General features: G+C 66.7%; 21 protein-coding genes, 1 pseudogene and 1 riboswitch. Of the genes and pseudogenes, 12 read left to right on the plus strand and 10 right to left on the minus strand.

Annotation, left to right across the window (positions count from 1 at the left end; genetic code table 11):
* The first annotated feature begins 88 nt into the window (after positions 1 to 88).
* Positions 89 to 6409, plus strand: a complete 6321-nt coding sequence (locus ACN4F8_RS10710) for an excinuclease ABC subunit A (RefSeq protein ID WP_419473582.1) — start codon at positions 89 to 91, stop codon at positions 6407 to 6409.
* Positions 6410 to 6412: 3 nt separating this feature from the next.
* Here the strand turns inward: ACN4F8_RS10710 and ACN4F8_RS10715 are convergent, their stop codons facing one another.
* The gene (locus tag ACN4F8_RS10715) at positions 6413 to 6874 is read right to left on the minus strand and encodes an Lrp/AsnC family transcriptional regulator (RefSeq protein WP_419473583.1); all 462 of its coding nucleotides are present in this window, start codon (positions 6872 to 6874) and stop codon (positions 6413 to 6415) included.
* Between the two features lie 109 nt (positions 6875 to 6983).
* Between ACN4F8_RS10715 and mdeB the strand changes: the two genes are divergently transcribed.
* Both mdeB and ACN4F8_RS10725 read left to right on the plus strand, forming a co-directional pair.
* On the plus strand, positions 6984 to 9554 hold the full coding sequence (gene mdeB, locus ACN4F8_RS10720; protein ID WP_419473584.1) for an alpha-ketoglutarate dehydrogenase: 2571 nt from the start codon (positions 6984 to 6986) through the stop codon (positions 9552 to 9554).
* A 9-nt stretch (positions 9555 to 9563) separates the two neighbouring features.
* Positions 9564 to 9884, plus strand: coding sequence for a hypothetical protein (locus ACN4F8_RS10725; protein ID WP_419473585.1), 321 nt, complete (start codon positions 9564 to 9566; stop codon positions 9882 to 9884).
* Here the strand turns inward: ACN4F8_RS10725 and ACN4F8_RS10730 are convergent, their stop codons facing one another.
* From ACN4F8_RS10730 to ACN4F8_RS10740, 3 genes are read right to left on the minus strand one after another with little or no spacing between them, the layout of a single operon-like run.
* Positions 9885 to 10268, minus strand: coding sequence for a hypothetical protein (locus ACN4F8_RS10730; RefSeq protein ID WP_419473586.1), 384 nt, complete (start codon positions 10266 to 10268; stop codon positions 9885 to 9887).
* A 53-nt stretch (positions 10269 to 10321) separates the two neighbouring features.
* Entirely contained in the window at positions 10322 to 11596 is a 1275-nt protein-coding gene (locus ACN4F8_RS10735) for an MFS transporter (protein WP_419473587.1), read from the minus strand.
* A complete protein-coding gene (locus tag ACN4F8_RS10740) occupies positions 11593 to 12402 on the minus strand; it encodes an HAD-IIB family hydrolase (RefSeq protein WP_419473588.1) in 810 nt (269 codons plus the stop codon). The genes ACN4F8_RS10735 and ACN4F8_RS10740 overlap by 4 nt, the downstream gene beginning before the upstream one ends.
* 89 nt (positions 12403 to 12491) lie before the next feature.
* Positions 12492 to 12579: riboswitch (S-adenosyl-L-homocysteine riboswitch) on the plus strand.
* A gap of 63 nt (positions 12580 to 12642) precedes the next feature.
* On the opposite strand from ACN4F8_RS10740, the gene ahcY reads away from it, so the two are divergent.
* The 4 genes and pseudogenes from ahcY to ACN4F8_RS10760 form a co-directional block, all read left to right on the plus strand.
* Complete coding sequence (ahcY, locus tag ACN4F8_RS10745) at positions 12643 to 14076, plus strand: adenosylhomocysteinase (protein ID WP_419473589.1); 1434 nt, start codon at positions 12643 to 12645, stop codon at positions 14074 to 14076.
* Positions 14077 to 14191: 115 nt separating this feature from the next.
* Complete coding sequence (locus ACN4F8_RS10750) at positions 14192 to 14959, plus strand: TlyA family RNA methyltransferase (protein ID WP_419473590.1); 768 nt, start codon at positions 14192 to 14194, stop codon at positions 14957 to 14959.
* Positions 14960 to 15000: 41 nt separating this feature from the next.
* On the plus strand, positions 15001 to 15831 hold the full coding sequence (metF, locus tag ACN4F8_RS10755; protein ID WP_419473591.1) for a methylenetetrahydrofolate reductase [NAD(P)H]: 831 nt from the start codon (positions 15001 to 15003) through the stop codon (positions 15829 to 15831).
* Positions 15832 to 15965: 134 nt separating this feature from the next.
* Positions 15966 to 16226: pseudogene (locus ACN4F8_RS10760) on the plus strand (septal ring lytic transglycosylase RlpA family protein); the annotation flags it as partial.
* 149 nt (positions 16227 to 16375) lie between these two features.
* Here the strand turns inward: ACN4F8_RS10760 and ACN4F8_RS10765 are convergent.
* From ACN4F8_RS10765 to ACN4F8_RS10790, 6 genes are all read right to left on the minus strand, one after another.
* Positions 16376 to 17488 carry a 2Fe-2S iron-sulfur cluster-binding protein gene (locus tag ACN4F8_RS10765; RefSeq protein ID WP_419473592.1) on the minus strand — a complete coding sequence of 371 codons (1113 nt, stop codon included), beginning with the start codon at positions 17486 to 17488 and terminating at the stop codon, positions 16376 to 16378.
* 155 nt (positions 17489 to 17643) lie between these two features.
* On the minus strand, positions 17644 to 18168 hold the full coding sequence (gene paaD, locus ACN4F8_RS10770; protein ID WP_419473593.1) for a 1,2-phenylacetyl-CoA epoxidase subunit PaaD: 525 nt from the start codon (positions 18166 to 18168) through the stop codon (positions 17644 to 17646).
* Positions 18169 to 18173: 5 nt separating this feature from the next.
* Positions 18174 to 19100, minus strand: a complete 927-nt coding sequence (paaC, locus tag ACN4F8_RS10775) for a 1,2-phenylacetyl-CoA epoxidase subunit PaaC (RefSeq protein WP_419473594.1) — start codon at positions 19098 to 19100, stop codon at positions 18174 to 18176.
* Positions 19100 to 19459, minus strand: coding sequence for a 1,2-phenylacetyl-CoA epoxidase subunit PaaB (paaB, locus tag ACN4F8_RS10780; RefSeq protein WP_419473595.1), 360 nt, complete (start codon positions 19457 to 19459; stop codon positions 19100 to 19102). The genes paaC and paaB overlap by 1 nt, the downstream gene beginning before the upstream one ends.
* Complete coding sequence (gene paaA / locus ACN4F8_RS10785; protein ID WP_419473596.1) at positions 19456 to 20469, minus strand: 1,2-phenylacetyl-CoA epoxidase subunit PaaA; 1014 nt, start codon at positions 20467 to 20469, stop codon at positions 19456 to 19458. The genes paaB and paaA overlap by 4 nt, the downstream gene beginning before the upstream one ends.
* Before the next feature lie 75 nt (positions 20470 to 20544).
* Positions 20545 to 21462 (minus strand): 23S rRNA (adenine(2030)-N(6))-methyltransferase RlmJ, encoded by a 918-nt coding sequence (locus ACN4F8_RS10790; protein ID WP_419473597.1) that lies wholly within the window; start codon positions 21460 to 21462, stop codon positions 20545 to 20547.
* Between the two features lie 204 nt (positions 21463 to 21666).
* On the opposite strand from ACN4F8_RS10790, the gene rplM reads away from it, so the two are divergent.
* The 5 genes from rplM to erpA all read left to right on the plus strand — a co-directional run bounded on the left by rplM (position 21667) and on the right by erpA (position 24215).
* Positions 21667 to 22098, plus strand: coding sequence for a 50S ribosomal protein L13 (gene rplM / locus ACN4F8_RS10795; RefSeq protein ID WP_056267763.1), 432 nt, complete (start codon positions 21667 to 21669; stop codon positions 22096 to 22098).
* 12 nt (positions 22099 to 22110) lie between these two features.
* Complete coding sequence (gene rpsI / locus ACN4F8_RS10800; protein ID WP_069047945.1) at positions 22111 to 22503, plus strand: 30S ribosomal protein S9; 393 nt, start codon at positions 22111 to 22113, stop codon at positions 22501 to 22503.
* 100 nt (positions 22504 to 22603) lie between these two features.
* Positions 22604 to 23311 carry a DUF6776 family protein gene (locus ACN4F8_RS10805; protein ID WP_419473598.1) on the plus strand — a complete coding sequence of 236 codons (708 nt, stop codon included), beginning with the start codon at positions 22604 to 22606 and terminating at the stop codon, positions 23309 to 23311.
* Positions 23312 to 23341: 30 nt separating this feature from the next.
* Positions 23342 to 23740 (plus strand): bactofilin family protein, encoded by a 399-nt coding sequence (locus ACN4F8_RS10810; RefSeq protein WP_159608155.1) that lies wholly within the window; start codon positions 23342 to 23344, stop codon positions 23738 to 23740.
* A gap of 109 nt (positions 23741 to 23849) precedes the next feature.
* Positions 23850 to 24215 carry an iron-sulfur cluster insertion protein ErpA gene (erpA, locus tag ACN4F8_RS10815; RefSeq protein WP_069047942.1) on the plus strand — a complete coding sequence of 122 codons (366 nt, stop codon included), beginning with the start codon at positions 23850 to 23852 and terminating at the stop codon, positions 24213 to 24215.
* Positions 24216 to 24240: the final 25 nt, after the last annotated feature.

The following is a 24240-nucleotide window of genomic DNA, read 5'->3' on the forward strand; positions in this document are numbered from 1 at the left end:
GGGTCGGAAATTGTGGTTATGACGTACACCGCAGGGGGTATGTCACATGGCTCCGTAGAATCTTTGCGTCCCCCTCTGGAGCCCCTGCATGTCCGATGCCTTTTTGCCCGACGAGCTGCCTGCGGGCGCGATTCAACCTGCGTCCGACGGCGGAGCACGCGACCGCCCGACGGAAGGGGGCACCGGCCTGATCCGCATTCGCGGTGCGCGCCAGCACAACCTGAAAAACATCGACCTGGACATCCGCACCGGCGAGCTCACGGTGGTCACCGGGCCCAGCGGATCGGGCAAATCGAGCCTGGTGTTCGACACCTTGTTTGCCGAAGGCCAGCGCCGGTACGTGGAAACCTTCAGCGCCTACGCGCGCCAGTTCCTCGACCGCATGGACAAACCCGCGGTGGACCGCGTGGAAGGTGTGCCGCCGGCCATTGCGATCGACCAGACCAACCCGGTGCGCAGCTCACGCTCCACGGTCGGCACCATGACCGAGCTCAACGACCACCTCAAACTGTTGTTTGCACGAGGCGCCGAGCTGTTCGACCGCGACACCGCGGCGCTGGTGCGGCACGACTCGCCGGAGTCGATCTACGCGGAACTGAGTGCGCGCGCCGCGGCACAGGGTGACCCGCGACTCGTGGTCACCTTCCCGGTGGAGCTGCCCGCCAGCACCACGCCCGAGGAAATCGAACAGTGGCTTTCCGCCAGTGGCTACACGCGCGTGCAGGCCGAGCGCATCGTGCACCGCGCCGCACCCGCTGTGGATGAGAAAGCCAAGACCAAAGGCAAGGCCAAGGCCGCGCCCATGGAAGCCATCAAGGTGCTCGACGTGGTGGCCGACCGCTTCCGCATCGGCACCACCGAACCCGCGCGGGTGATGGAGGCCATCGAGGTGGGCCTGAAGCGCGGTGGCGGCAAGCTCATGGTGTATGCCCTGAAATTGGAATCTGACCCCCAATTGGGAGCCGAGCCGGGTCCCGGCGCCGGGCCGCCCCAAGCCGGGGCAGCCCCCTCGGGGGGCAGCGAACCACGCGTAGCGGGGAGCGTGGGGGCGGCTGACATTTGGCGTTTTTCGACCGGCCTGCATTGCCCCGAGAGCGACATCCGCTACAGCGAACCGACGCCGTCGATGTTTTCGTTCAACTCGGCGGTGGGGGCCTGCGAGGCCTGCCGGGGGTTCGGGCGGGTGATCGGGGTGGACTACGGGCTGGTGATCCCGAACGACAAGCTCACGCTGCGTGCCGGTGCGATCAAGGTGTTCCAGACGCCGGCCTGGAAAGAGGCGCAGGACGACATGATGCGGCACGCCGAGGCGGCGGGCATCCCGCGCGACACGCCCTGGGCCAAGCTCACCGACGAGCAGAAACACTGGGTGCGGGCGGGCTCGCCGCAGTGGAACGGCAAGTGGAACCAGCACTGGTACGGCGTGGACCGCTTCTTTGAATACCTGGAGAGCAAGGCCTACAAGATGCACATCCGTGTGCTCTTGTCCAAGTACCGGAGCTACACCGAATGCCCGAGTTGCGGCGGTGCGCGTTTGAAGACGGACAGCCTGCTCTGGCGGCTGGGCACGAAGGTGCAGGCGGATGCGGTGTTGCCCGTGGCGAAGCGCTATTTGCCGAAAGGCGTGAAGTGGAGCCGTGCGCAGGTGGAGGCTTTGCCGGGGCTGTGCCTGCACGATTTGATGTTGTTGCCGCTGGACCGGTTGCGGGTGTTTTTTGCGAGCCTGGAGCCCTCACCCCCCTTCGACAAGCTCAGGGCAGGCCAAGCCTCTCCCGCGAGCGGGAGAGGGGGCAAGACACGCAGCTCCGGCAACGAGGGGGAGTCACTCCCTCTCCCGCTCGCGGGAGAGGGCCGGGGTGAGGGCCAGCGCCAAGCCCTCAAACTCCTCCTGGACGAAATCAACACCCGCATCCGCTACCTCTGCGAGGTTGGCATCGGCTACCTCACGCTCGACCGCCAGAGCCGCACGCTCAGCGGCGGCGAGGTGCAGCGCATCAACCTCACCACGGCCCTGGGCACGTCGCTGGTGAACACGCTGTTCGTGCTCGACGAGCCCAGTATCGGCCTGCACCCGCGCGACATGGCCCGCATCAACGACGCCATGCTGCGCCTGCGCGACGCCGGCAACACGCTGGTGGTGGTGGAGCACGACCCGGCCGTGATGCTGGCCGCCGACCGCCTGATCGACATGGGCCCCGGCCCGGGTGAGCGCGGCGGGCAGATCGTGTTCGACGGCACGCCCGAGGCGATTCGCAGCGCGGACACGCTGACCGGCGCGTACCTCGGCGCGCGCAAGACCATCGGCATGGGCTTCAAGCGCGCGGTGACCGACAGCACGCCGCGCCTGATCCTGGAAGGCGCTCGCGAGCACAACCTGCAGGACGTGTCGGTCGAGTTCCCGCTGCAGCGCCTGGTGGTGGTCACCGGCGTGTCGGGTTCGGGCAAGTCGAGCCTGATTCAAGATGTGTTGGCCCCCGCGCTGTTGCGCCACTTCGGCAAATCCACCGACACACCCGGCGCACACGACCGGCTCCTGGGCGCCGAGCAACTCGGTGAGGTCGTCTTCGTCGACCAGTCGCCCATCGGCAAGACCGCGCGCTCCAACCCGGTGAGTTACGTGGGTGCGTGGGACGCCATCCGCGCGCTGTTCGCCGACGCACCGCTCTCGCGCCAGCGCAGCTACACGCCCGCCAAGTTCAGCTTCAACAGCGGCGACGGGCGCTGCCCCACCTGCGGCGGCTCGGGCTTCGAGCACGTGGAGATGCAGTTCCTGAGCGACGTCTATTTGCGCTGCCCGGACTGCGACGGCAAGCGGTACCGGCCGGAGATTCTGGAGGTGAAGATCGAACGACTTTGGCCCGCACACCTCCCCGTTCGCCCTGAGCTTGTCGAAGGGCTCACCCAGGTGTTGGCGGGGACTTCGACAGGCTCAGCCCGAACGGTGGTTTTGAACGTGGCCGACGTGCTCGACCTCACGGTGAGTGAAGCCGCCGAGCTCTTCAAGGCCGACCGGGAAGTCATCCGCGTGCTGCAACCCATCGTCGACGTGGGCCTCGAATACGTGAAGCTCGGCCAGCCCGTGCCCACGCTCTCGGGCGGCGAAGCCCAGCGCCTCAAGCTCGCGGGTTTCCTGGCCGAGGCGTCCAAGAGCGCCAGCGCCAGCCGCCAGCCGCTCTCGCGCAAAGGCACGCTGTTCCTGTTCGACGAGCCCACCACCGGCCTGCACTTCGACGACATCGCCAAGCTCATGCGCAGCTTGCGCAAGTTGCTCGACGCTGGTCATTCGCTGGTGGTGATCGAGCACAACCTCGACGTGATCCGCTCGGCCGACTGGCTGATCGACCTCGGCCCCGAGGGCGGTGACGCGGGTGGACTCGTGGTGGCCGAAGGCCCGCCCGAGCAGGTGCGCGAACACGCGAGCAGCCACACGGCCAAGGCGCTGCGCGAGTACGCGCTGTCCATGGGCGAGGTGCACGCGGTCTCTGACTCCCTCCCCTCCTGGGGGAGGGCGGGGGTTGGGGCACGCACGCGGGGATTGGCCGCCGCGCGCCCCCACCCCCCTTCGACAAGCTCAGGACAGGCCAAGCCTCCCCCAGCGGGAGAGGGAGCGAACTGCATCCGCATCGTCAACGCCAAGGAACACAACCTCAAGAACCTGAGCGTGAACATCCCGCGCGGCCAGTTCAACGTGATCTCCGGCGTGAGCGGCTCGGGCAAGTCCACGCTGGCTTTCGACATCCTGTTCAACGAAGGCCAGCGCCGCTACCTGGAGAGCCTGAACGCCTACGCGCGCAGCATCGTGCAGCCCGCGGGCCGGCCCGAGGTGGACGCGGTCTACGGCATCCCGCCCACGGTGGCGATCGAGCAGCGGCTCTCGCGCGGCGGGCGCAAAAGCACGGTGGGCACCACCACCGAAGTCTGGCATTTCCTGCGCCTGCTCTATGTGAAGCTGGGCACGCAGCACTGCGTGCACGACGGCGCGGCGGTGATGCCGCAGAGCGCCGACAGCATTGCCGCGGCCATTCTCAAGCGCTACGCGGGCCAACACATCGGCCTGCTCGCGCCGCTGGTGGTGAACCGCAAGGGCGTCTACACCGAGCTGGCCGACTGGGCGCGCCCGCGCGGCCACACGCACCTGCGCGTGGACGGCGAGTTTTTGCCCACCACCGGTTTCCCGCGCATCGACCGCTTCAAGGAGCACACCATCGAGCTGCCGGTGGCCGACTTCGTGGTGAGCGCCGACCAGGAGGCCACGTTGCGCAGCCAGCTCACCAAGGCGCTGGAGATCGGCAAGGGCGTGGTGCACGTGCTGCACCCGCTCGACGGCCTGGCGCGGGCGCTGGAAGAGGGCACGTCGACGCGCGAGCTGGGCCAGCTGGAGGTGTTTTCCACCACCCGCGCCTGCCCGGTCTGCGCCACCAGCTACCCCGAACTCGACCCGCGCCTGTTTTCGTACAACAGCAAACACGGCTGGTGCCCCGACTGCGTGGGCACGGGCCTCAAACTCTCGCGCGACCAGCGCAGCGTGCTTGACGATTCGGTGCGCGACGACAAGGAACGCGGGCGCGAACAGAGCTTTGCCGAGCCCGAGGTGGAAGACCTGGTGGACGAGGTCTGCCCGGGTTGCGAAGGCACCCGCCTGAACGCCCAGGCCCGGGCGGTGAAGTTCAGCGCGGTGGGCATCACCGACGTGGCGCGCTTGTCGGTGCGTGAGGTGAGGCAATGGGTGCAGGGGTTGATCAACAATGCCGTTCGCCCTGAGCCTGTCGAAGGGCATCCAAGCACGAAGGGGCTTCGACAAGCTCAGCCCGAACGGGGTTTTGTGATGAGCGTCCGCGAAACCGGCATCGCACGCGACCTCCTGCCCGAAATCGAAAGCCGCCTGGCGTTTCTGGAAGAGGTGGGTCTGAACTACCTCACGCTGGACCGGGGCGCGCCCACGCTCAGCGGTGGCGAGGCGCAGCGCATCCGCCTGGCCGCGCAACTCGGCAGCAACCTGCAGGGCGTGTGTTACGTGCTCGACGAGCCCACCATCGGCCTGCACGCGCGCGACAACGCGATATTGCTCAACGCGCTGCACAAGCTCGGCGACATGGGCAACACGCTGGTGGTGGTGGAGCACGACGAAGACACCATCCGCCGCGCCGATCACATCATCGACATCGGCCCGAGCGCGGGCAAACGCGGTGGGCGTGTGGTGGCGCAGGGCTCGGTGGACGACCTCTCAGCCAACCCCGACTCGGTGACCGGTCGGTATCTGCTGCATGCGATGAAGCATCCGTTGCAGGCGCGAAGGGCTGTTTTGCTCCCTCTCCCGCTGGCGGGAGAGGGCGGGGGTGAGGGTCCCCCGTGGCTCCACGTCCACCGCGCCCAACTCCACAACCTCAACCAGCTCGACGCCGCCGTGCCCCTGCAGCGTCTGGTCGTCATCACCGGCGTCTCCGGCTCCGGCAAATCCACACTGGCGCGCGACGTGTTGCTGACCAACGTGGCCGCCGCCGTGGCCCAGCGCAGCACCAAGGCCGGCCGCGACGCGATGGACAAGGGCCAGTACCCGGCGTGGTCGGGCTGCGCCAGCGTGAGCGGCTTCGAGACCGTGGACCGCGTGCTCGAAGTCGACCAGACACCGATCGGCAAAACACCGCGATCCTGCCCGGCCACCTACATCGGCTTCTGGGACACGGTGCGCAAGCTGTACGCCGACACGCTCGAAGCCAAGGCGCGCGGCTACGGCCCGGGCCGCTTCAGCTTCAACACCGGCGAAGGCCGCTGCCCGGGCTGCGAAGGCCAGGGCATGCGCACCATCGAGATGAGCTTTTTGCCCGACGTGAAGGTGCCGTGCGAGGTCTGCCACGGTGCGCGTTTCAATCCCGAGACGCTGGCTGTGACCTGGAAGGGCAAGAGCATCGGCGACGTGCTGCAGATGGAGGTGGACGAGGCGGTTGATTTCTTCGCTGCCATGCCCAGCATCGGCCACCCGCTGCAGTTGCTCAAAGACGTGGGCCTGGGTTACCTCACGCTGGGCCAGCCCAGCCCCACGCTCAGTGGCGGCGAGGCGCAGCGCATCAAGCTCGTGACCGAGCTCAGCAAGGTGCGCGACGACATCACGCGCCGCGGCCAGAAGCCACCGCACACGCTGTATGTACTGGACGAACCCACGGTCGGCCTGCACATGGCCGACGTGGAAAAACTCATCCGCGTGCTGCACCGCCTGGTGGACGGCGGCCACAGCGTGGTGGTGATCGAGCACGATCTGGACGTGATGGCCGAAGCCGACTGGATCATCGACCTCGGCCCCGAGGGCGGGGGTGGCGGTGGCCTCATCGTGGCGGCGGCACCGCCCGACGAGGTGGTGCGGCTGGACACGCACACCGGGCGGGTGCTGGGGCCGGTGCTGGCGCGGGTGTGAACCTCAGCCGCGCGGCAGCGGCAGCGCGGTCTTGTAACGCACCTGCTTGAGCGTGAAGCTGGAGCGGATCTTCTCCACCTCGGGAATGGGCGCCAGCCGGTCCAGGATGAAGCGCTCCAGCGCCGCCATGTCGGCCACCACCACGCGGATCAGGTAGTCCGAGTCACCGGTCATGAGGTAACACTCCATCACCTCGTCGTGGTCGGCGATGCGCTCCTCGAAGCGCGCCAGCGCCTCCTTGCGCTGGGTTTTCAGGCTGATGTTGATGAAGACGTTCAGCCCCAGGCCCAGCCGCGTGGCGTCGGCCAGCGCCACGTACTGGCGGATCAGGCCCGACGCCTCCAGCGCCTTGACCCGTGCCAGACACGGCGAGGGGGACAGACCCACGCGCCGGGCCAACGCCACGTTGGACAAGGAGCCGTCGTGTTGCAGTTCTTCAAGAATGCGTCGGTCGATCTGATCCATGGCCTGTTGTTTTGAAAGTTGATGAGAATGCGGCAGATTGTGCTGCCAAGTGTTGGTGTGGGCAGTTGTTTGGCAGCACATGCCGGCGCGTCGCCGCTACAGTGGGCGCATGAATGCCCGCCCCGACACCGACCACGATCCCGACCCCCACGAAACCGCCGAATGGCGCGAGGCCTTCCTGGCCTTGTTGCAAAGCCAGGGCCCGCAACGCGCGCGCCAGATGCTCGACGAACTCGCGCGCCTGGCCGGCACGCAGCGCGTGGGCTGGCAGCCCGAGCGCAACACGCCCTACCTGAACACCATCGCGGCCGACGACCAGCCGGTGTTTCCGGGCGATCTTGCGGTCGAGGAGCGCCTGGCGTCGTTGATGCGCTGGAACGCGCTGGCCATGGTGGCGCGGGCCAACCAGGCCTACGGCGAACTCGGTGGCCACATCGCCAGCTACGCCAGCGCCGCCGACCTGTTCGAGACCGGCTTCAACCACTTTTTCCGCGCGGGGCGCGATGGCGACCTGGTGTTCTTCCAGCCGCACAGCGCGCCTGGCGTGTACGCCCGTGCCTTCCTCGAAGGCCGCCTGGGCGAGGCCGACCTGCTGCACTACCGCCAGGAAATCACCGCGCCGGCGGCCGGTGCGCGTGGCCTCTCCAGCTACCCGCACCCCTGGCTCATGCCCGACTTCTGGCAGTTCCCCACCGGCTCCATGGGCATCGGCCCGATCAGCTCGATCTACCACGCACGCTTCATGCACTACCTGGGCCACCGCGGCCTGCTGGACACGGCGCACCGCAAGGTCTGGGGCGTGTTCGGCGACGGCGAGATGGACGAGCCCGAGAGCATGAGCGCACTCACCCTGGCCGCGCGCGAGAAGCTCGACAACCTGGTGTGGGTCGTCAACTGCAACCTGCAGCGCCTGGACGGCCCGGTGCGCGGCAACGGCCGCATCATCGACGAGCTCGAACGCCTGTTTGCCGGTGCGGGCTGGAACGTGGTCAAGCTGGTCTGGGGCAGCGACTGGGACGGCCTGTTCGCGCGCGACACCAACGGCGCGCTGGTCCGCGCCCTGGGCGACACGGTGGACGGCCAGATGCAGACCTTCGCGGCGAAAGACGGCCGCTTCAACCGCGACAACTTCTTCGGCCAGAACCCCGAGCTGGCCGCGCTGGCGCAAGGCATGACGGATGAGCAGATCGACCGCTTGAAGCGCGGCGGCCACGACCTGGTGAAGATCCACGCGGCCTACGCAGCCGCTGCCGCCCACCGGGGCCAGCCCACCGTGATCCTGGCCCACACCAAGAAGGGTTACGGCATGGGCAGCGCCGGGCAGGGCAAGATGACCACGCACAGCCAGAAGAAGCTCGACGGCGACGAGCTCATCGAGTACCGCAACCGCTTCAACCTGCCGCTGAGCGACGAGCAGGCGCGTGGCATGGCCTTCTACAAACCGGCCGAGGACAGCGCCGAGATGCGCTATCTGCGCGAGCACCGCGAACGGCTGGGCGGCCCGATGCCGCGCCGCGAGACCGCGTGCGCCGTGGTGCCGGTGCCCGCCCTCGACGCCTATGCCACCTTTGCGCTCAAGGCCGACGGCAAGGTCATGAGCACCACCATGGCCTTCGTGCGCATGCTGGGCAACCTGCTCAAGGACCCGCAACTCGGCCCGCGCGTGGTGCCCATCGTGGCCGACGAGGCGCGCACCTTCGGCATGGCCAACCTGTTCAAGCAGGTCGGCATCTACAGCAGCGTGGGCCAGCGCTACGCACCCGAAGACATCGGCTCGGTGCTCAGCTACCGCGAGGCACTCGACGGCCAGATTCTGGAAGAAGGCATCAGCGAAGCCGGCGCCCTGGCGAGCTGGACGGCGGCGGCCACCAGCTACAGCGTGCACGGCCTGGCCATGCTGCCGTTCTACATCTACTACTCCATGTTCGGCTTCCAGCGCGTGGGCGACGCGATTTGGGCCGCGGCCGACCAGCGCTCGCGCGGCTTCCTGCTCGGCGCCACATCCGGGCGCACCACCCTGGGCGGTGAAGGCCTGCAGCACCAGGACGGCAGCAGCCACCTGGTGGCCGCGACCATCCCCAACTGCAAGGCGTATGACCCGGCGTTCGCGGGCGAACTCGCGGTGATCATCGACGCCGGCATGCGCGAGATGCTGGTGGAGCAGAAAGACGTGTTTTATTACGTGACGCTCATGAACGAGAACGTGGCCATGCCCGACCTGCCCATGGGCGCCGAAGCCGGCGTGCTGCGCGGCGGCTACCGCTTCGCCAGCCACGGCCCGGCGCAGGGCCCGCGCGTCACGCTGCTGGGCTCGGGCGCGATCCTGGGCGAGGTGATTCGCGCCGCCGAGGCGCTGGCGGCCGAGGGCATCGGCGCCGACGTGCTCAGCATCACCAGCTGGAGCGAACTCGCGCGCAACGGCCAGGCCTGCGTCGCCGGAGAGCTGCCCTACCTGGGCGAACTGCTGGCCGGCACGCGCGGCCCCATCGTCATGGCCAGCGACTATGTGCGTGCCCTGCCCGACAGCGTGCGCCCGTGGCTGCCGCCCGGCCGCGCCTGCGCGACGCTGGGCACCGACGGCTTCGGCCGCAGCGACACCCGCGCCGCCTTGCGCGCCTACTTCCAGGTGGACGCCGCCAGCATCGCCGCGCGCGCCCGGCAGGCGCTGGCCGAGGGTTAAGCTGCGCCGGTGCAGCACCAGGTCATCCACATCCACCCGTCCGCCCCGGCGCAGCCCGCGCTGGGCGCGCCGTGCAATGGCTGTGGCGTGTGCTGCCTGGCCGAGCCTTGTCCGCTGGGGCAGGTGATTTCACGCAAGCGCAGCGGGGCGTGTGATGCGCTGCGTTGGGACGGCGAGCAGGCGGTCTACCGCTGCGGCGCCATCACCGATGCCGCCGGTGTGCTGGGCCCGCGCTGGCGCTGGGCCGCACCGGTGTTGCGGAGGTTGGCTGGGCGGTGGATTGCCGCGGGTGTGGGGTGTGACGCCCACCTGACCAGCGACCGGGGCTGATCAGCGCGCGAACAGCACCACCACGCCGACCACCAGCGCGGCGATGACGAACATGAACACGCGCGTGCGCACGCGCAGCAACTCCACGGCCGCCACCAGGCGCGCGTTCTGCTCGGCGAGTTCGGCCAGGGTCTGCGCCATCTGGGTCTGTGTCTGCGTCTGCTGATCGATCAATTGCCGCGCTTCGATCACCCGGTTGCGCAACTCACCCAGGCTGGGCGGTGTGTCGGACACCAGGTCCATGGGCGCGGCGGTGACGGGCGCTGTCTCGGGCGACTTCTGCCGGTCCATCAGCTTGCGGGCGGCGTTGAGCACCTTGGGCGCGTGTTCGATCACGTCGCCCCAGGGGATCACTTTGAGGGCGAGCAGCCAGGGGATGGCCATGGGCAGGGTCCTTTCGCGGGGCGGGAAATACGGGGCGCACCCTTGGGAGCAGCTTAAACCCGTGGGGTTCCCGCAGATGGGGACGTTGCCGCCCGTCTCAACAGCCACCAGCCCAGCCCGGCCACCGACAGCAGCAGCGCCGGGAAGCCCACCGTGGGCGCCCACTGCAACGCGGCAGCGCCGAGCGCGGGCGCCAGCACACCGCCCAGCGTGTACGACAGCACCAGCACCGCGGTGCTGTTGACCAGCGTGATGCCCTCTTCGCGCGAGCCGATGTCGATCATCGCCAGCGTGTAGAGGCTGCCACCCGCGCCGCCCCAGAGAAACGCCACCGGCGCCGCCAGCCAGGGTGTGCCGGCCACGAAGGGAATGACCAGCGTGGCCAGCAGCGTGATCAATGCACACAGCCGCATGATCTTCAGGCGGGTGTCGCGCGCGTTGCCCCAGCGCTGCGTGGGGTGGTGGGCCAGGCGGTCGGCCAGCAGGCCGGCGGGCAGCATCATGATGGCGCTGCCCAGTCCGCTGGCCGAGACCAGCAGGGCAGCTGCGGTGGCGCCCAGGCCCAGCGCCAGGCCATACAGCGGCAGGATGGACGTGAGACCGCTTTCAAAGAAGCCGCCGACAAACCCCACCGTCATGATCAGGGGGTGCGCGTGCAGCGCGTGCCACACGCCCGAGAGACCCACCTTGGCGTTGTGCGCATCGGCGGCGGCCGGCAGGCGCGGAATGAGCAGGCTCCAGCCCAGGCCGAGCACGGTGAGTGTGAGCGCCAGCCAGAGCGCGGCATCGCTCTGCGCGCCGAACCAGGCCAGCACCAGCGGGCCGAGCACGAAGGTGGTGCCGACCATGGTCTCGAAAATGCCGACGTTGCGTCCTCGCTGTGTGGGCGGTGAAAACTCGGCCACGATGGCTTCGGCCAACACCCAACGCAGGCCGGCGGCCATGCCTTCGATGAGGATGCAGACGAACCACAGCACCAGTGAGTTGCTGAACAGGAAGCCGGTGATGGCCACCACCGGCACGAAGGCCGCGAGCCAGAGCGAGGGCCGCCGGCCCAGGCGCTGCGTGATGGCCGAGGCAAACGGCGTCATGGCGAACACGCCGAGCCAGCCGGTGGCCACGAACACGCCCGCCAAGGCGGTGGACACGCCGTCGCCCTTGAGCCGCAGCAAGAGCAGCGGCATGAGCATGAAGTAGCCCACCAGCTGAAAGAAGGTGGAGCCGAAGATGGCCACCAGGCCGAGCCGGGCTTGTGCAGGCACGAGCGCGGGCGGCGCGGTGCCGGTGAGGGCCTGGCTGTGCTGGGGTGGCAGCGGGTGTTCGGTCAAGCCCTGGCCTCCAGCACTGCGTTGGCGACCTCGGCAAAACCTGCGCCGCGTTCGCCCCGTGCCACAAAGCGCGGGTGGTGGCTGAGCGCGGCCCAGAAGCGCGCCACGTTGGCCACGCCCACGCTGTGCGGGAAGTGGCCGAACATGCGCGCGTCGTTGGTGGAGTCGCCCACGTAGACCCAGTGGTCGAGCTCGGCATCAAGGTCGCGACCCAGGCGCGTGCGCACGATCCAGCGCGCGCCGGCGAGCTTGTCGTGGTCGCCGATCCAGCCGTTGATGTGGATCGAGCTCACGGTGGCGTTCAGGCCGTCGCGGCGCATGAGGGCCACCACCTGCGCGATCTCGGCTTCATTCAAGTGCGCGAACTCGCTGTGGTCGATGGCGATGTCGGTCTCGCGCCCGGGGCTGTCGGTGGCCAGGCGGGTGTGCGGCAACTCGCGCAGCACGCGCTGCGCCGTGTTCTGGAGTCGGACGAAGTTGTTGGTTCGTGTGGCCGCGTTCTGCAAATAGTCCCGGCAAAGCTGCCCATCATCCCCGCGCCACAGCGCCACAGCGCCGTTCTCCGCCACGATCGCGTCCACCGGCCACGCCAGGGCAAAGGCCTCGCTCCAGCCGGCCGGCCGCCCGGTGATGGCCAGCACCGGCAGACCCGCAGCACGCAGGCGGTGCAGGGCGTCGAGTGCGTCGGGCGTGATCGCGCCGTCGGTCGTCAGGGTGTCGTCGATGTCGGTCAGCACGCCGTGGACTCGACTGCGCTCCGAGTTGGGCCACAGGGCGAGCGGGGAGGGCGTGGGGAGGGTCGGCATGGGGCCGGCAGTGTCGCACAGCCTTACCAGCGGTCGGGTATCCCGCACCACAGGCCACACCCCCAAGGGCATGCTGGGCTAAAATCCGGCATCCGAGGAGCGTTGCAGCGCCCCCACTGACCAGTTCAGCAGCGGGGCGTGAGGCTCGGACCATCCATGCAACGACGCTCATCCACATCCCGTGCGATGAGCTTTTTTTCGCCCGCCGATGTGGTTCATCCATCCCTACCGGAGCGAACCATGAATGCACGTCTGAACAACCCCACCTTCACCGATTGCGCGATCGCCGACATTGCCCTGGCCGATTGGGGCCGCAAGGAAGTCAAGATCGCCGAGACCGAAATGCCCGGCCTGATGGCCATCCGCGAAGAGTTTGCCAAGGCGCAGCCGCTCAAGGGCGCGCGCATCACCGGCAGCATCCACATGACGATCCAGACCGCCGTGCTGGTCGAGACCCTGCAGGCGCTGGGTGCCAGCGTGCGCTGGGCGTCGTGCAACATCTTCTCCACGCAAGACCACGCCGCCGCCGCGCTGGTGGCCAACGGCACGCCCGTGTTTGCGCACAAGGGCGAGTCGCTGGACGAGTACTGGGACTTCACCCACCGCATCTTTGAATTCGGCGCCGCCGGCACCGAAGGCGAAGGCCCCAACATGATCCTGGACGACGGCGGCGACGCCACCCTGCTCATGCACCTGGGCCAGCGCGCCGAGAAGGACGCGTCTGTGTTGAACAACCCCCAGAGCGAAGAAGAGATCTGCCTGTTCAACGCCATCAAGGCCAAACTGGCCGAAGACAAGACCTGGTACACCCGCAAGGCCGCCCAGATCATCGGTGTGACCGAAGAGACCACCACCGGCGTGCTGCGCCTGAACGAGATGTCGGCCAAGGGAACGCTGCAGTTCCGCGCGATCAACGTCAACGACAGCGTGACCAAGAGCAAGTTCGACAACCTGTACGGCTGCCGCGAGTCGCTGGTCGACTCCATCAAGCGCGCCACCGACGTGATGATCGCCGGCAAGGTCTGCGTGGTCGCCGGCTACGGTGACGTGGGCAAAGGCTCGGCCCAGGCCCTGCGCGCCCTGAGCGCCCAGGTGTGGGTGACCGAGATCGACCCCATCAACGCCCTGCAGGCCGCGATGGAAGGCTTCAAGGTCGTGACCATGGAATACGCCGCCGACAAGTGCGACATCTTCGTGTCCGCCACCGGCAACAAGAACGTGATCCGCTACGAGCACATGGCCGCCATGAAGGACGAGGCCATCGTCTGCAACATCGGTCACTTCGACAACGAGATCGATGTCGCGTCGCTCGAAAAGTGTGTGTGGGACGAGATCAAGCCCCAGGTCGACCACATCACCTTCCCCGACGGCAAGAAGATCACCCTGCTGGCCAAAGGCCGCCTGGTGAACCTGGGCTGCGCCACCGGCCACCCCAGCTTCGTGATGTCGTCGAGCTTCGCCAACCAGACCATCGCGCAGATCGAGCTGTTCACCAAGCAGGACCAGTACGAAGCCGGCAAGGTGTATGTGTTGCCCAAGCACCTGGACGAGAAGGTCGCGCGTCTGCACCTGAAGAAAGTCGGCGCCATGCTGACCGAACTGAGCGACGAGCAGGCCGCGTACATCGGTGTGAGCAAAGCCGGCCCGTACAAGGCCGACACGTACAGGTATTGAACGCACCCCCGCCGCGCTGCGCGCGACCCCCTCAAGGGGGCGATGCCTGCGGCTCGGCAAAGCCGGTTCCGCGGCATCTCTGGATGGCGGGTTTGCATTCGTGGCGTGACCATTGATGAGAGCTGATCAACTTCTTGTTGAACGTGGCTTGGCGGCGTCCAAGTCGCAAGCGCAACGCCTGATCGCATCGGGCGTGCGCTGGCGGCTGCTGCCGGGCGACTGGACAACCGTCTCGAAGAACGGCCAGGAGCTGCGCGAGACGGTCGAGCTGCAGGCGGTGGACAACGCCGAGACGCGGTTCGTTTCGCGCGGCGGCCTCAAGCTCGACGGTGCGCTGCAACGCGTGGCGCTCGACGTGCGCGGTCTGCGCTGCCTCGATGCGGGTCAGAGCAGCGGCGGTTTCACCGACTGCCTGCTGCAGCGTGGCGCACAGCAGGTGGTGGGCGTGGATGTGGGCCAGGGCCAGTTGCATCCTCGGCTGCGCGGTGACGCGCGGGTGGTGTGCATCGAGCGCTGCAATGCGCGCGATCTCACATCCGATGCGTTGACGGATGCTGGCGGCGAATCGGCCGCCGCACCCTTTGACCTGATCGTGGGCGACCTGTCGTTCATCTCGCAGACGCTGGTGTGGCCGGCGCTCGTGCCCCTGCTCAAAGCGGGCGGCCATGTGCTGATGCTGGTCAAGCCGCAGTTTGAACTGCAGCCCGAGCACATCGGCAAAGGCGGCCTCGTCAAGAGCGAAGCGAGTTACCCGCTGGTGCGCGAGCGCATCGGGCAGGTGGTCCAGGACAGCGGCCTGGTGATGCTCGACTATTTCGAAAGCCCGATCACCGGGGGTGACGGCAACCGCGAATTTCTGGTGTTCGCCCGCCGCCCGGTTTGAGGCTGCTGGCTGGGCATCCCCCTACATCTTTGGAGAACCCCATGGGTCTGCCCGTGAGTTTTGAATTCTTTCCGCCCAAGACACCCGAAGGCGTGGAAAAGCTGCGCGCGGTGCGCCAGCAGCTGTATCCCTTGAAGCCCGAGTTCTGCTCTGTTACCTACGGCGCCGGTGGCTCCACCCAGGAAGGCACCTTCAACACGGTGCGCGACATCCTCGCCGAGTCGGTGCCGGCGGCCTCGCATTTCTCGTGCATTGGCGCCACCAAGGCCTCGGTGCGCGAACAGCTCGCCACGCTCAAGGCCATGGGCGTCAAACGCCTGGTGGCGCTGCGCGGTGATTTGCCCAGCGGCTACGGCGCGGGCGGTGAGTTTCACTACGCGAGCGACCTGGTGGCCTTCATCCGCAGCGAGACCGGTGACGATTTCCACATCGAGGTGGCGGCCTACCCCGAGGTGCACCCGCAGGCGAAATCACCCGAGTCGGATCTGCAGGCCTATGTGACCAAGGTGCGCGCCGGTGCGCATTCGGCCATCACCCAGTACTTCTACAACAGCGACGCCTACTTCCGCTTCGTGGACGACGCCTACAAGCTCGGCGCCGACGTGCCGGTGGTGCCCGGCATCATGCCCATCACCAGCTCCACGCAGCTCATGCGTTTTTCGGACGCGAGCGGTGCCGAGATCCCGCGCTGGATCCGCCTGCGCCTGCAGGCCTTTGGCGATGACACGGTGTCCATCAAGGCCTTCGGCCTGGACGTGGTCACAGACCTGTGCGACCAGCTGCGCAACGGCGGCGTGCCGGCGCTGCACTTCTACACCATGAACCAGAGCGTGGCCACGCTGGAAATCGCCAAGCGGCTGCAGTTGTCATGAGCTTCAAGTCCGCGTTCACGCTCGCCCTGGCCACCGTGTTGTGGCTGGGCGGGTGTGCGACGCGGGTGCCTTCGGGGCCACCCACGATCGATGAGGACGCGCAGGCCGGTGCGCGGGATGCGCGCGAAATCGAGCGTGGCCGGGCCTCGTGGTACGGCGAGCAGTTCCACGGCCGCCGCACCGCCAGCGGCGAGGTCTTCAACATGAACGAACTCACCGCCGCCCACAAGACGCTGCCGTTCGGCACGCAGGTGCGCGTGCGCCACGCGAGCACGGGCCGGGAGGTGGTGGTGCGCATCAACGACCGCGGTCCGTTCATCAAGGGCCGCGTGATCGATCTGAGCCGGGCAGCGGCCGAACAAATTGGCTTGATCAGGGCCGGCGAGGCACCGGTGGTGTTGCTCGCGCACTGATCACCGCGCGCCCGAAGCAACGCCAACCCAGGGACACCGAGGGTCCGGCTCTGCCGGCCCCAGGTGTCGCTCACCTCCCGCCGAAGGCGAGAGAGGGGGGAGGCGCCGAAGGCGACGCGGGGGGTGCCTCTCTACCTTTCGTCAAAGCTGACCACGAGCACCTCGCTCGTGGGACGCGCCTGGCAGCTCAGCACAAAACCCTTGTCGGTTTCCCAAGGCTCCAGCGTGTAGTTTTTGTCCATCGCCACCGAGCCCTGCATCACCTTGGCGCGGCAGGTGCAGCACACGCCGCCCCGGCACGACCAAGGCAAATCGAGCCCGGCGTTGAGGGCCACGTCGAGCACGCGCTCGTCGCGGTTCATGCGCAGCGTGTGCGGCTTGCCGTCGAGCAGCACGGTGAGGGCCACCTCGCCGTCGGCGCGCACGGCCGCGTCGGCGTGGCCCAGCACCACCGCCTTGCGCGCCTCGGTGGGCAAGGCTTCCAGCGTGGGCGAGGTGAAGCGTTCGGTGTGCACGCGGTCGGGCCTCACGCCGGCGTCAAGCAAGGCCTTCTCGGTCGCGTCGATCATGGCCGCGGGGCCGCAGACGAACACCTCGTCCATGCTGGCCACCGGCAGCAGCGTGGCGATGAGCGCGCGCACCTTGTCGCCGTCGATGCGACCTTCGAGCAGCGGCACCTCTTGCGCCTGGCGCGAGAGGATGTGGATCAGCGTGAGCCGCCCGGCGTGTTTGTCTTTCAGATCCTGCAGCGCTTCGTTGAACATCACGCTGTCCATGCGGCGGTTGCCGTAGACCAGGGTGAATTTCGACGTGGGCGACTCTTCGAGTGTGCTGGCCATGAGCGAGAGGATGGGCGTGATGCCCGAGCCCGCCGCAAAGCCCACGCGGTGCAGCGCGCGCGGCTTGTGCACGGTGAAGCGGCCATCGGGCGGCATCACTCTGAGTGTGTCGCCGGCCTTCAGTTCGCTGGCCGCCCAGTTGGAAAACACACCGCCCTCCACCGGCCGGATGCCCAGCGTGAGCTCACCCTGTTGCGTGAGCAGGCTGCGCGGGCTGCTGATGGAATAACTGCGCCGCACGTCCTGCCCGGCGATGGTGGCGCGCACGGTGAGGAACTGGCCCGGCTCGAACGCAAACGCCGTGCGCTGCTCGGGCGGGATGGCCAGGGTGATGGCCACCGCGCCCGCGGCCTCGGGGCTGATGCGCGCGATGGGCAGCTCGTGGAAGCGAGAGACAGCGGTCATGATGATTTCTCGGTCTTTGGTGTGGCTGGACACAGGTCACGCATCGAGCGACGTGCCTTCAACCAGCAAACACCGCGGAACCGGCTTTGCCGGGTCGCAGGTGTTGCCCCCTTGAGGGGGTGACGGCCTGAAAGGCCGGCGCGGGGGTGTTCCATCTAATAGGGTTTGAAGTAGTCGAAGGGCTCAAGGCAGTCGAGGCATCGGTACATGGCCTTGCAGGCGGTGGAGCCGAAGGGCGATGTTTCGGTGGTGTGGGTCGAGCCGCATTGGGGGCAGGGCACCACCTCGCGTTGCAAGGCCTGGCGCGAAAACTTCAGCACATTGGCGCCGGCGTTCGCGCTGCTGCCGCACTGCGGCGGCGCAATGCCGTAGGCGCGCAGCTTCTCACGCGCGGCTTCGCTCATCCAGTCGGTGGTCCAGGCGGGGGCGAGTTGTGTGACCACGCGGGCGCGGATGCCCGCGCTTGCCAGGGTGGCGCGCACATCGTCCTCGATCTGTCCCATGGCCGGGCAGCCGCTGTAGGTGGGCGTGATCACCACCTCGGGCATGCCGTCGGCGCCGGTGCGCACCTCGCGCAGGATGCCGAGTTCGCTCAGGCTGACCACGGGGATTTCGGGGTCGCTCAGGTCGGCGAGCGCGGCCCAGGTGGCGGCGTGCTCGTGGACGGCGGCGATGGTCATGGCGATCACCACGCCGCTTGTGGGTGCGTGCGCGCCAGGCTCTGCATCTCGGCGAGCAGGAAACCCATGTGCTCCGAATGCACACCCAGCTTGCCCTGCGGTACGTAACCCTGCACCGCCGGGCGCTTGAGTGTGGCCTCTTGCACCGTGTCGTCCACCAGCGCATCCCAGGTGGCTTTGAGGCCGGACAGGTCGACGCCGGTGCCGCTCTGCACCGCTTGTGTTTCGGCTTCGCTGCCGATCCAGAACTCCTGGCAGTAGGGCAGCAGGTGGTTGAGCGCGGCTTGCGCGCGGGCGTGTGACTCAATGGTGCCGTCACCGAAACGCACCAGCCAGTCGCTGGCGTGGCGCAGGTGGTAACGCACTTCCTTCAACGACTTGGCCGCGATGGCTGCGAGCTGCGCATCGGCGGAGGTCTGCAGACGGTCCCACACCAGCACCATGAGCGCGCTGTAGAGGAAGTTGCGGGTGATGGTGGTGGCGTAGTCGCGGTCGCCCGAGGCCGTGCTGGCCAGTGGCCCGCTGTGCGGCAACTCCAGCAGCGTGAGGTTGCGGAACTCGTGCGTGTCGCGGAAATAGGCCAGGGTGTCTTCGGTCACGCGGCCGTCGGTGCGTGCGCCCTGGAGGTGTTTGAAACGCTGGGCCAGGTCGGCGTCGTCGTTGATGAGCGCTGCAGCGTGCTGGTAGAGCATGCGGGCCTGGCCCAGCAAATCCAGGCTGTTGTTGGCCAGGGCCAGGTCTTCCTCCAGCGCTGGGCCGTGGCCGCACCACTCGGCGTTGCGCTGGCCGAGCACCAAGGCGTTGTCGGCGAGGTGCAACAAATAGGAGATGGGAGCCCCCACGCTTCCCACTTCGTGTGGTGCGCTGCCCCCCGAGGGGGTGCTCGCTGGCTTGGGGCGGCCCTGCGCGGCGCTCGGGTGCTCTTTGTCCATCACATGTGCCCCACTTTGTCGGGGATCTCGTAGAAGGTCGGGTGGCGGTACACCTTGTCGGCCGCCGGGTCGAAGAAGCTGTCCTTGCTGTCGGGTTCGCTGGCCGTGATGCTGTTGGACGGCACCACCCAGATGCTCACGCCTTCCTGGCGGCGCGTGTACACGTCGCGCGCCATCTGCAGTGCGTGGGGTGCGTCGCTGGCGTGCAGGCTGCCACAGTGCTTGTGTTCAAGACCCTGCTTGCTGCGAACGAACACTTCCCAAAGCGGCCATTCCTTGAGGGCTTTTGCTCCCTCTCCCTCTGGGGGAGGCTTGGCCTGTCCTGAGCTTGTCGAAGGGGGGTGAGGGCTCGTGTTCATGCGGCCTCCTTCATGGCGCGTGCCTGTTGTTTGGCCGCATGAGCCAAAGCCGCTTCGCGCACCCAGGCGCCGTCGTTCCAGGCCTTCACCCGCGTGGCCAGGCGCTCTTTGTTGCAAGGGCCGTCGCCGTTGACCACGGCCCAGAACTCGTCCCAGTCGATTTGGCCGTAGTCGTGGTGGCCGCGCGCCTCGTTCCATTTCAGGTCGGGATCGGGCAGCGTGACGCCCAGCACCTCGGCCTGCGGCACGGTCGCGTCCACAAACTTCTGGCGCAGGTCGTCGTTGGAAATGCGCTTGATGCCCCAGCGCATGCCCTGCACGCTGTTGGGGCTGTCGGCGTCGGGCGGGCCGAACATGGCCAGGCACTTCCACCACCAGCGGTTCACCGCGTCCTGCACCATGGCCTTTTGTTCGGCAGTGCCCTGCATCATGGTCATGAGCGACTCGAAGCCCTGGCGCTGGTGGAAGCTCTCTTCCTTGCACACACGGATCATGGCGCGCGCATACGGCCCGAAGCTGCAGCGGCACAGCGGGATCTGGTTCATGATCGCCGCGCCGTCCACCAACCAGCCGACCACGCCGACATCGGCCCAGGTCAGCGTGGGGTAGTTGAAGATCGAGCTGTACTTGGCCTTGCCCGAGTGCAGGGCGTCAAACATCTGGTCGCGGCTGGTGCCCAGGGTCTCGGCCGCGCTGTAGAGGTAGAGCCCATGACCGGCTTCGTCCTGCACCTTGGCCACCAGGATCGTTTTGCGTTTGAGGCTCGGCGCGCGGCTGATCCAGTTGCCCTCGGGCAGCATGCCCACGATCTCGCTGTGCGCGTGCTGGCTGATCTGGCGCACCAACGTCTTGCGGTAGGCGTCGGGCATCCAGTCGCGCGGTTCGATCTTGCCGTCTGCGTCGATCACGGCGTCAAAGCGGGCTTGCAGGGCGGTGTCGTGGGGCACCGCTTTCAGCGGCGTGCCGGGCTTGGCGTCGGCGTCGGGAACGTTGAACGACTGGGTATACATGCGCGTCTCCTGCGCCGCTGACCGGGCGCGTGAACCGCAGTATAGCCAGTTAACCGACCGAGCGGTCGGCTAATTTCAACCGCCCGATTCGAGCGCCTGGGATTTGCCCCGGCCGCGCCCGAGGTGGGTGAGCAGCTGAGGCAGCGCCTGTTGCAGCACACCCTTGAGTGTGTGCGGCGGGTTGACCACAAACATGCCGCTGGCCGTCAACCCGGGCCTATCTTCGGGACCGTGTGTCGGGTCCTGGCCAATGGCGAGCGTGGCGTTGAGCCAGGGCTTCTGCGCCTGGTTGCACAGGGTTTTGAGTCGGCGCGGCAGGTCGTGCGCCTCGGGCCGCGGAATCACCGGGTACCAGACCAGGTAGGTGCCGGTGGGAAAGCGCTTGATGGCCTCTTGTATGCAGGCACTCACTTTGCCGTAATCGCTCTTGATTTCATAACTTGGGTCGATCAACACCACAGCACGCTTGGAGCCGGTGGCCGAGGGCGGCGGCGGCAGCAGCGGGCGCAGACCTTCGAAGCCGTCTTCGCGCGCCACCGCGATCTGGCGCCCAGCGTCGAGCTGGGCGATGTTCGCGGAGAGGGTTTTGCTGTCGGTGGGGTGCAGTTCGAACAGTTTGAGCCGGTCGCGCGATTCGGTGCGCATGAGCTGCTGCATCACAAACGGCGAGCCGGGGTAGACGCGCAGCGCGCCCGACGGGTTGAAGCTGGCGATGGTGTCGAGGTAGTCGTCGATCGCGGGCGACACGTCCTTCACCGGCGGCTGGTCGGCCGCGCGCAAGGCCGCCATCAGCTTGACCACGCCGTCCTTGGCCTCGCCCCCGGTTTCTGTGTAGTCCCCGTCCAGGCGGTACAAACCGGCACCGGCGTGGGTGTCGACCAGGGTGATGCCGGCCTCTTTCTGCATCAGATGACGCAGCGTGGCAATGAGGGTGGTGTGCTTGAGCACGTCAGCGTGGTTGCCGGCGTGGAAGGCGTGTCGGTAGCTGAACATCTGTCGATGGTAGCGGTTTGACCACGCCGGGCGGGCTTGCAAAACCGAAATTTGCCACCCACCCCCGCAATTTCGTACAATCGAGGGCTTCGCAGCGAACTGCTGGCTCCGCGGCGAAGCATTCAAACCCACCTAAGAGCGTTCCGTCAGAGAACGACCGACCGTGGAAAAGAGCCGCCAAACCACCTCTTCAAGAGAAAACTCATGACCAAAACGTTCAGCGCAAAACCCGCTGACGTGACGCACGAGTGGTTTGTGATTGACGCGACCGACAAGGTCCTCGGACGAGTTGCCAGTGAAGTGGCTCTCCGTTTGCGCGGCAAACACAAGGCCATTTACACGCCTCACGTCGATACCGGTGACTTCATCGTCATCATCAACGCAGCCAAGATCCGCGTCACGGGCAACAAAGCCCTCGACAAGGTCTACTACCGTCATTCGGGTTACCCCGGCGGTATCTACGGCACCAACTTCCGCGACATGCAGGCCAAGCACCCCGGCCGCGCGCTCGAAAAGGCTGTCAAGGGCATGCTGCCCAAGGGCCCACTCGGCTACGCCATGATCAAGAAGCTCAAGGTGTACGGCGGTGCAGAGCACCCGCACACCGCCCAACAGCCGCAAGTGCTGGAACTCTAAAGGAGCCTTGAGATGATTGGTGAATGGAACAATGGAACCGGCCGTCGCAAATCCAGCGTCGCCCGGGTTTTCCTGAAAAAAGGCTCTGGCCAGATCGTGGTCAATGGCAAGGACATTCAGGCCTACTTCGGCCGTGAAACCTCCATCATGATCTGCAAGCAACCCCTGCTGCTGACCAACCACGCCGATACTTTCGACGTGATGGTCAACGTGCACGGCGGTGGCGAATCCGGTCAGGCCGGCGCTGTGCGCCACGGCATCACCCGCGCCCTGATCGACTACGACGCGACCCTCAAGCCAGGTCTGTCGCAGGCCGGTTTCGTGACGCGCGATGCCCGCGAAGTCGAACGGAAAAAAGTCGGTCTGCGCTCTGCGCGCCGCCGCAAGCAGTTCAGCAAACGCTAATCTGTCTGGCCTCAACTGCAAAAGCCGCCTTCAAGTCGAACTTGGGGCGGTTTTTGCTTTCTGGGCCCGGGTTGCGTTTGCTTTCACTTGAAAGGTTTGCATGCGGTTTCGGCTTTTGCGCAGAAAACTCACCGTCAGCGCGCCGCGCATGTCGGTGCGCAGCGCGTTGCCGTGGCCGTTTCGCTGGTTGCTCGGCGCGGTCGTGCTGGGTTTCTCGGGTTCGCTGGCTTTGTGGGCGTTTGAATTCGGCCGCGACATCGCAGGTCTGGACCGCGCTTCCAAGCAGGAGCTCACGCAGTTGCGCAACGAGGTGCAGACCCTGCGCGCAGAGCTGCTCAACGCGCAGTCGGTGGCCAACACGTCCGAGAGTCTGCTCACCACCGAACGCAGTGCGCAGGAGCAGTTGGCCGTGCGGATTCGCCAACTGGAGGCCGACAACGAACTTCTGCGCACCGATCTCGGGTTCTTCGAGCGCCTGATCCCGGGTTCGGGTGGGGATGTGCTCAGCATCCGCGGCTTGCAGGCCGAGCGTGTGTCCGATACCCAGTGGCGTTGGCAGGCGCTCATGATGCAGGCCACCAAAAATGCGCCCGACTTCAAAGGTGCGTTGCAGATCACCTTCACCGGCACGCTCGATGGCAAACCATGGTCGCTGGCGCAGGCGCCTTCGCCACAGCCGGTGTTGATCAAGGGTTACCTGAGGTTGGAAGGCATCGTGGATGTGCCCGCGCAGGCCGTGGTAAAAAATGTGACGGCCAAAATCCTTCAGGGAAACTCGGTGCGGTCGGTACAAACATTCCAGCTGTGACAGCAGCGACCCTTCGTTTGGAGAATTCCCATGTTTGGCAAGAAAAAACAACCCCCCATCAAGAGCTTGATTGCGCAGGGCACCCGCATCGAAGGCAATGTTTTGTTCCATGACGGATTGCGCGTGGACGGAGAAGTGGTGGGTGACATCCGCGCCAGCGATGAGCACCCCAGCATCCTGGTGATCAGCGAGGTGGCGGTGGTCACGGGTCAGATCCTGGCCGACCACGTCATCATCAATGGCCACGTCAAGGGCCCGGTGCAGGCATTCGAGTTGCTGGAGCTGCAACCCAAGGCGCGCATTGAAGGCGATGTGTCTTACAAGGCGCTGGAGATGCACCAGGGTGCGACCATCACCGGGCAGCTCAAACCGATGGTTGGCGGCGTGGAGGACAAACCCACACTGAAGCTGGCGGCAAACAACGGCTGAGCGCATTCCCGAGCGATTTGATTTAGTATCTTTATTAATTCCGGCGCGGTTGCGACCGGTTGTTTTTGTGGGCCTGGTTCGGGTTCACACCATCCCCAAGAGGTCATCCATGAGTGCAGTGGCAGAAAACATCCAGACTGAAATGCCGGCTCCGCTGGTGTTCACCGACAGCGCAGCTGCCAAGGTGGCCGAGCTGGTGGCCGAAGAAGGCAACCCCGATTTGAAGCTGCGTGTGTTCGTGCAGGGCGGCGGATGCTCCGGCTTCCAGTACGGTTTCACCTTCGACGAAGTGGTCAACGAAGACGACACCACGATGTCGAAAAACGGCGTGTCGCTGCTGATCGACGCCATGAGCTACCAGTACCTGGTGGGCGCCGAGATCGACTACAAGGAAGACTTGGAAGGTGCGCAGTTCGTGATCAAGAACCCGAACGCCAACAGCACCTGCGGCTGCGGCTCCAGCTTCAGCGTCTGAAGACGGCGCCTCGCGCGCCCAAAGA

The sequence above is a fragment of the Hydrogenophaga sp. genome (genome assembly GCF_048549895.1).
Classification (GTDB): domain Bacteria; phylum Pseudomonadota; class Gammaproteobacteria; order Burkholderiales; family Burkholderiaceae_C; genus Hydrogenophaga.